The sequence below is a fragment of the Paenibacillus arenosi genome, from assembly GCF_014841135.1.
In the GTDB taxonomy this organism is placed as follows: Bacteria; Bacillota; Bacilli; order Paenibacillales; family Paenibacillaceae; genus Paenibacillus_B; species Paenibacillus_B arenosi.
In genome coordinates, this window is record NZ_JACYTN010000047.1 from 1 (window position 1) to 6,173 (window position 6,173).

The 6,173-nt window shown below is 41.0% G+C and carries 7 protein-coding genes and 1 pseudogene; all 8 read right to left on the minus strand.

Features of this window, described 5'->3' with window-relative positions:
- Window positions 1-710: hypothetical protein (locus IFO66_RS23505; RefSeq protein ID WP_192027448.1), on the minus strand; the 710-nt coding region annotated here is incomplete at its 3' end.
- A pseudogene (locus IFO66_RS23510) lies at window positions 697-1,086 on the minus strand (phage portal protein); the annotation flags it as partial. The gene IFO66_RS23505 and the pseudogene IFO66_RS23510, both read right to left, overlap by 14 nt.
- 225 nt (window positions 1,087-1,311) lie before the next feature.
- The gene (locus IFO66_RS23515) at window positions 1,312-2,046 is read right to left on the minus strand and encodes a phage scaffolding protein (RefSeq protein WP_192027449.1); all 735 of its coding nucleotides are present in this window, start codon (window positions 2,044-2,046) and stop codon (window positions 1,312-1,314) included.
- Window positions 2,047-2,591: 545 nt separating this feature from the next.
- On the minus strand, window positions 2,592-3,272 hold the full coding sequence (locus IFO66_RS23520; protein WP_192027450.1) for an Imm3 family immunity protein: 681 nt from the start codon (window positions 3,270-3,272) through the stop codon (window positions 2,592-2,594).
- 12 nt (window positions 3,273-3,284) lie between these two features.
- A complete protein-coding gene (locus IFO66_RS23525; RefSeq protein ID WP_192027451.1) occupies window positions 3,285-4,622 on the minus strand; it encodes a deaminase domain-containing protein in 1,338 nt (445 codons plus the stop codon).
- Window positions 4,623-4,652: 30 nt separating this feature from the next.
- The gene (locus tag IFO66_RS23530; RefSeq protein ID WP_192027452.1) at window positions 4,653-4,820 is read right to left on the minus strand and encodes a hypothetical protein; all 168 of its coding nucleotides are present in this window, start codon (window positions 4,818-4,820) and stop codon (window positions 4,653-4,655) included.
- A gap of 192 nt (window positions 4,821-5,012) precedes the next feature.
- Window positions 5,013-5,429 carry an SUKH-3 domain-containing protein gene (locus IFO66_RS23535; RefSeq protein WP_192027453.1) on the minus strand — a complete coding sequence of 139 codons (417 nt, stop codon included), beginning with the start codon at window positions 5,427-5,429 and terminating at the stop codon, window positions 5,013-5,015.
- Window positions 5,430-5,447: 18 nt separating this feature from the next.
- Window positions 5,448-6,173 (minus strand): hypothetical protein (locus IFO66_RS23970; protein WP_337913682.1); only part of this gene is annotated, 726 nt, incomplete at its 5' end.

Genomic DNA, 6,173 nt, shown 5'->3' on the forward strand with positions numbered 1-6,173 from the left:
GACAGCACTTTCGCTATCTCCTCCGCATCGAGACGGTTATCACGTATCTCCTTATCACCGAATTGCTCTTCATCTCGCTGCTTCATGTCGGATATTTTCTTAGCGTACACGTCCGACAGCAGCATTTCAAACGCCCTTCCCATCTGCCGAGCACCCGCTACATCCAGCTCGTCAAGCGCCATACGCATGCTCCCAGATAATACGTCAAACCGTGAATTCGGGGGACTCGTACCGCATGTGATCCCTTTCAGCTTTTCCTGAAGGCGTTCACGCACACTAGGATCCGTCTCTTTGTCAATGCGATCCGCTCGTAAGGCAATACTGTCCTTCCATTCCTTTATCTCAGCAGGCTTAAGATGCTTTACAGCTTGATCATACGAGAGTCCCCGCCTTGCCCCTGGCACTCCATTAATTTCATTAATTTCGTTAGCTCCCTTAGCAGCTTGGCTCCTACTGCTGCTCCTGCTCGCAAAACGACCATAAAAATCGTTCACCATGCGACGAAGATGACGTGCGGTACGATCATACATCTGATACAACTCAGCCTTTAATTTGGCCCCTGTTGCAGCACTCTCTGCTTCAAGCTGTATCGCCCGCTCCAGTCGCTCCGCCTCACGCCTGCCTACCTGTTTGCTTTCCTGCGTTACTTGATCATTCCCCCCACCTGTATGCTCATCATCCTGCGCCAACTGTTCATCATCGTTCATCATCTATGGCACCACCGCTCTGCGTGGCTCCCATTGCATCATCAAACAAACCTGAACCAAACTGCTCAACCGCTTCCTGCTGCTCCTGCTTAAGCTGTTCCATTTCTTCATCCACATCGCGTACCCAAGGATGGTTGGCAAGTCGTGTCCGCTTCGAAATGATACCTTCCGAATTGCGAATGTTCGTAATAATATCCGTCTCATTAACGGGCAAATCCGCATTAAATAGGACGTTAAACTTCTCTTTCGTAAAGTCTCCCTTGCCCACAACCTGAAAATAAACATCAAAAAACACCTTCATCTGCACGAAGGTGTCTTGTAGTTCAGCTGCTAACGCTGCACAATCGATATCCAAATCCATATATCTAAAGTTAATCGCCTTGCCGCTTACAGCTTATCTACACCTATTCAGATTAATCAAATTTTTATTTCTCTAGACAAGCTCATTCTACGCTATTACCGTACACCATATGCATTTGAGCAGTACACGAAGATTACACAACCTGATTGCCTTTATAAAAAAGTCTAATCCTCACTTTTTTTAAACATTTTTATTAAGACACCAAGCGACATTCCAGTAGAAAAATCTGTGCCAATTGTTTCTCTACAGTGTAGACAAGCCCATTGCCGCACGCACTGCCGATAGATTAGCAGCTTGCGAGTTAGGCACTATGCCTGGATCGGCTGGTCTCGCCCCATGAATGGCTGGCAAGGTGAGGTTTAAAATCTGGTCCTGATTGAGCATTGCGGGGTTGGACTGTAGTTGTCCAGCTTGTTCCACTTGGATGATCGAAGCAGTGCCATCTTGCATCTGTACGGACATTTGTTGACCGTTGAGAGGATGCTGATCGATAAACAAGTAAGGCTTTGCTACACGGATTGGAGCAATAATCTCTTCCAAGTCCTGCTTCACATTGCCCGCTTCATCCAGCTCTATCTTGTCCATATCAATGAGATTGATCAGGTCTTCCGTGTCATGCACCTTACCTGCAAGCGCCATGCGAATAGCAGCCGTACGCTGAATCGATGCAAGCTCAGACTGGTAATTACGAGCAAGTTCATCCAGCTTGCCCTGCGCCACAATAACATCGGTAGCAATCTTGGAAGGATCACCGCTGCCGCCTATCGCCTTTAGTGCATCTGCGGCTGCTTTTAAGGCTGCTTCAGCGCTCGCCTTGCCTTTTGTTACGGCATCAAATTTTTCTGCGGGCACGTAACTTCCATCGTTGCCCACGACGAGGTCAACGTCTTTCCCCTCCTTTCCTTTGCCTTGCAGTGCAGTTTCCACTTGCAAGGCTAACTCTTCACCCAAAAGCATTCTGATTGACTCAACAATCATGTTATTGCTCCTTCCCGGCTGTTTATATAGCGACTTCCACGCTCATTGCCTCCACCAGTATGTTTAGGACTGGCTGCCAGTAATGGGTATAAAAAAACCACCACCTCAGTTAAGAGGACGATGGTTTAATCATCTGGTGTTCAGTTGAAATATGTAGCTCATTGAGCATATTTCTTAATTTGCTATATTACTATATTAATGCCTGAATGACCGAATGACCTGCAGCGATTCTGCATGTAATCTGCAAAATGTCTGCAAGGGTAAAGTCATGTGGTTAGTAGTGGATATGCTTTAGAGAATTTTTCGTTAACAAGCAAAATGAATAAATCTTTATACAGGTATTACATGGATTAAGTATGTTATAGGTTGGTTGAATGATCGGTTCATTTGGCACTGGGTGAACTCTTCGAAGGAGAGCCGCCGCTTGTATTTTGTATTGTTTAGCATGTAGCGGCGGATAATTAAAGAACCACAACACGGCGGTTAGCTCGCATTGTGGTAGTATTAGTAATATTGTGAATAATTTTTTTATCAGAACCAGAATATTATTCTAATACATTCTTCATGGCTCTTGATAAATCTGCTAATTCATCTAAGCTAAGTTCGTCATTAATTGAATCCATTTTAAAACCTTTTATTTCATCAATAATTTTTTTAGAAATAGTATGATTATTCTTCAATAACATTTCAGCCAAAGTAATATACACTGTAATTTTCACACCAGGAGTTCGATCACACCCCATCTTATATCGCGACAACACCTGATCTATGATCTCGTCATTATCCATATTCTTGGCGACAAGCTCTAAATAGAAATTACTAATGGCATTCCTAATTTCTGCATAGTACCATCTTGCCTGATTACACGGATCGATAGGCATCAGTTTTAATTTTTTAATTACCTCTTCTTTACGAATTGATATTTCTTCAAGTTGCTCTTGATTTAGTTGTCCATCAACTATTTGACTTCTAATTCTATCTAGATCTATTGAATCTAATTCATGTAAAAGAACTTGTTTTGTTTTATTGTAAATCCTTGGATTTTGCAATAAAAGCTCTGTATATAGAATATAAATTAGCGCTCTTTCCATTTCATCAGCAATATTTTCAGAGTAAAATTCATTAAAAGTAATGTTGATTGCTTCATCGTGACTATAATATTCATTTTTGTATTTCTCTACATCCAAATAGAATTCATCTATTAAATCCTGATACTGCCACGTCATAAAAAACACCTCTTATTTTTTAGGAATTTTATTTCCATTATTGTGTATTATCTCTATTATAATATTAGGATAATCCTTTTTAAAATCTCTAATGTTTTTATTACAACTCGCACATGTATCATTTTCTGTAAATAGTTTTATTTTTCCTTTTATACTTGAATTTGGTTTACCAAGTTGATTTGCCAAATCATTTATAATTTTATGCTCTGTATCACCGTTTCTCGGTATAAGTTTACCAATACTATTAGGAGCATCTTCAGCTGGATATCTAACCTCACCTTGTGGTTTGAATGAAAAACCATCGTAATTCATATTAGTTTGGTGTGGTGGCGGTGGCCCATCTACTTGACTGTGTGCATAGAATTCTTTTTTTATCCCTGTAATGTAAATTTCTGCATACGCAAAGTTTGATCCACTCTTATTCAAAGCTCCATTAGATAATCGAGTTTTTAACTCTGAAACCCTTTGAATGATATGACCTTCAGCATCTGGATCGATTAGTCTTGTTGGAAACCAGCCTCCAACTTCTCCCGTCCCCTCAACCCGCTCCATATGCCATTGCTCATACGTCATGTCCTTCGGCAAAGGTTGCCCGCTCAAAAGCGACTCATCCATGCCATTAGCAATTTCAATCGTAGTCGAGCGGCAGCGCGGGTGCATCGGCGGATAGTTAGTACCTCTTTTCGCATCCGATACGTTAAACTTCTTACCATCCAAACTTAAGCAAGTATCGCTTGTACGTCTATCTAATTTTGCCACATACTCATACTGCTTTACACCAGTCGCTTCGTACGCCATCCTAATCGCTTCACTATGAAAATACGCACTTTCTGTCTGTACGAGACGTTCTAGATGTTTATACGATGCTCCAGTCTGATCAGACAGATCTTTTAATATCTCGATGCTGCTTTTGCCGTGAATCAATCCATGTATGATCGTTTCTCGCATTTGAAAATGCAGCATACTGATATTCTCTGCCATCCGATCCGTAAAGTTTACACCACTCCAAGGATGAGATAATACATCGTCCAGCTTCGCATCTGGCTTCTTAAACTCACGTAACAAGCCATATCGCTGCTCGATATCGAATATTTTCTTGTAGTACGCTTCGGAATACAACGATTCAAATGCATTCCACATTTGACGAACATTTTTAGCACTCAGATCATCCAGCGCGATCCGCATTTGCCGAGATGCAAGATCAAGTCGAGTAAGCGGCGGATCACTACATTTGACCGACTTAAGTCTAGATTGCAGCAGTTGTTTAGCAGCATCATCCTTCTCCTCATCGATGCGCTGCGCCCAGTCATTTACGGAATCCTTCCATTCCTGTATCTCTGCCGCATTCAACGGCTTCGCTGCCCTGTCGTACGCAGAACCTTATTCGTCCTCATAGCGAACCAAAAAATCATTAACGCTAATTCGGATCTCACGCGCCGCTTGATCATATTGCTTGAAGAGTTCCCCCATCACCCCTGATCCTGCATCTAAACTTTCTCTCTCCCTAGTTAACGCACGTTCCAGCCATTGCTCATCATTGTCCGCCAATTCTATCACCACCTATCTGATTGCCCAGCTTATAAATGAACAGCAAAAAGACACCTTCAACAGTAAGAAGGTGCCTTGACGTTCAGCCACAATGACTGCCATTTATGCAATTCGTTTCACACTACGATAATTCTTCAGATCCAAATCATTTGATGTTTGTTTTATAGTAGTATAATCCTTATTCCTCTATAGTTAGAAAGATCCCCACACTTTAACACCGGACCCATTAATTAATCTTTCCCATGCTTCTGTTGCATTGTCACCTAATTTGCCTGTACTACAATATACCTTTCCACTTTCCGAAACAAGCAAAACTAAAAAATCACTATCAATCAACCCTACTGGAACCAGTTTCTCTTGAGCATATTTTTCCTCAGTTTTAAAGGTGCCCTGACGATCATAATTTGTAAATCTAAAGCTCGTATCATGTGTCTCGTCATTTATAACATCTTCAATCACCAAGTTCCCAAATTCACTCAAAAAACTTTTTACTTCTAAAAACACTTCGTAACCTAATTGTTCTAAATTTTCGATTATTTCATCAATATTAATACTTCTTCCTTCATGCCATCCAGAGTCTTCCAGAATTTTCACAGTCTCTTCACTCATATACACTCGCTTCTCCCCCTAATCCATGGACGTCATAAAACCCTCAAACGTTATAGAGCAATTATCGCAAAAAGGTTTGATTTTCCCCCTACGAAGATCCCATGATCTCAAAACTAGATTTTCAATTTTTGCACCTTGTAAGATTGCGTCTCGAACCGCCCATATTTCAGCGCAATTTTCTACTAACCAGCTTTTTTGCATACTTGGTTCACCAGTTTCAACATTTTTATCATAGTATTTACCTTGGGATTTAGCCACATCTTTAGTCTTTTGAATTAACGCCCTTAGTTTACCCATTTCTTTTTTTATGGAAGTAATGTCTTTACCTTTTAAATAGGACGGGTTATTAATTATCATCTCATCTATATATTCATCTGATAATTTACGTCTATGAAATCCTACATATTCAGGAGTACCGTTTAATTTCATATGCTCATTATCAATACTTGGATTAGCAAGATAGATACCACTACTTCCAAATCCAGCTCTCGAAGTATTAGTAGCATCAACCGCCACGCTGGTTACTGATGGTTTAAAATCAGAACCATACCTGCTAAAGTCACTTATTGATTTCGAATAATCATCTAAAAGCTTTGGTGCTAAAGCAACTGCATCCTGCGCCCCTTCATCACACTCAAGCGTAATCGAACGGCAGCCTGGATGAAGCGGAGGAAAATTAACCCCAATCTTCGCATCCGACACGTCAAATAGTAGACCATCCAGCTCACGACATTCAGCACTTGT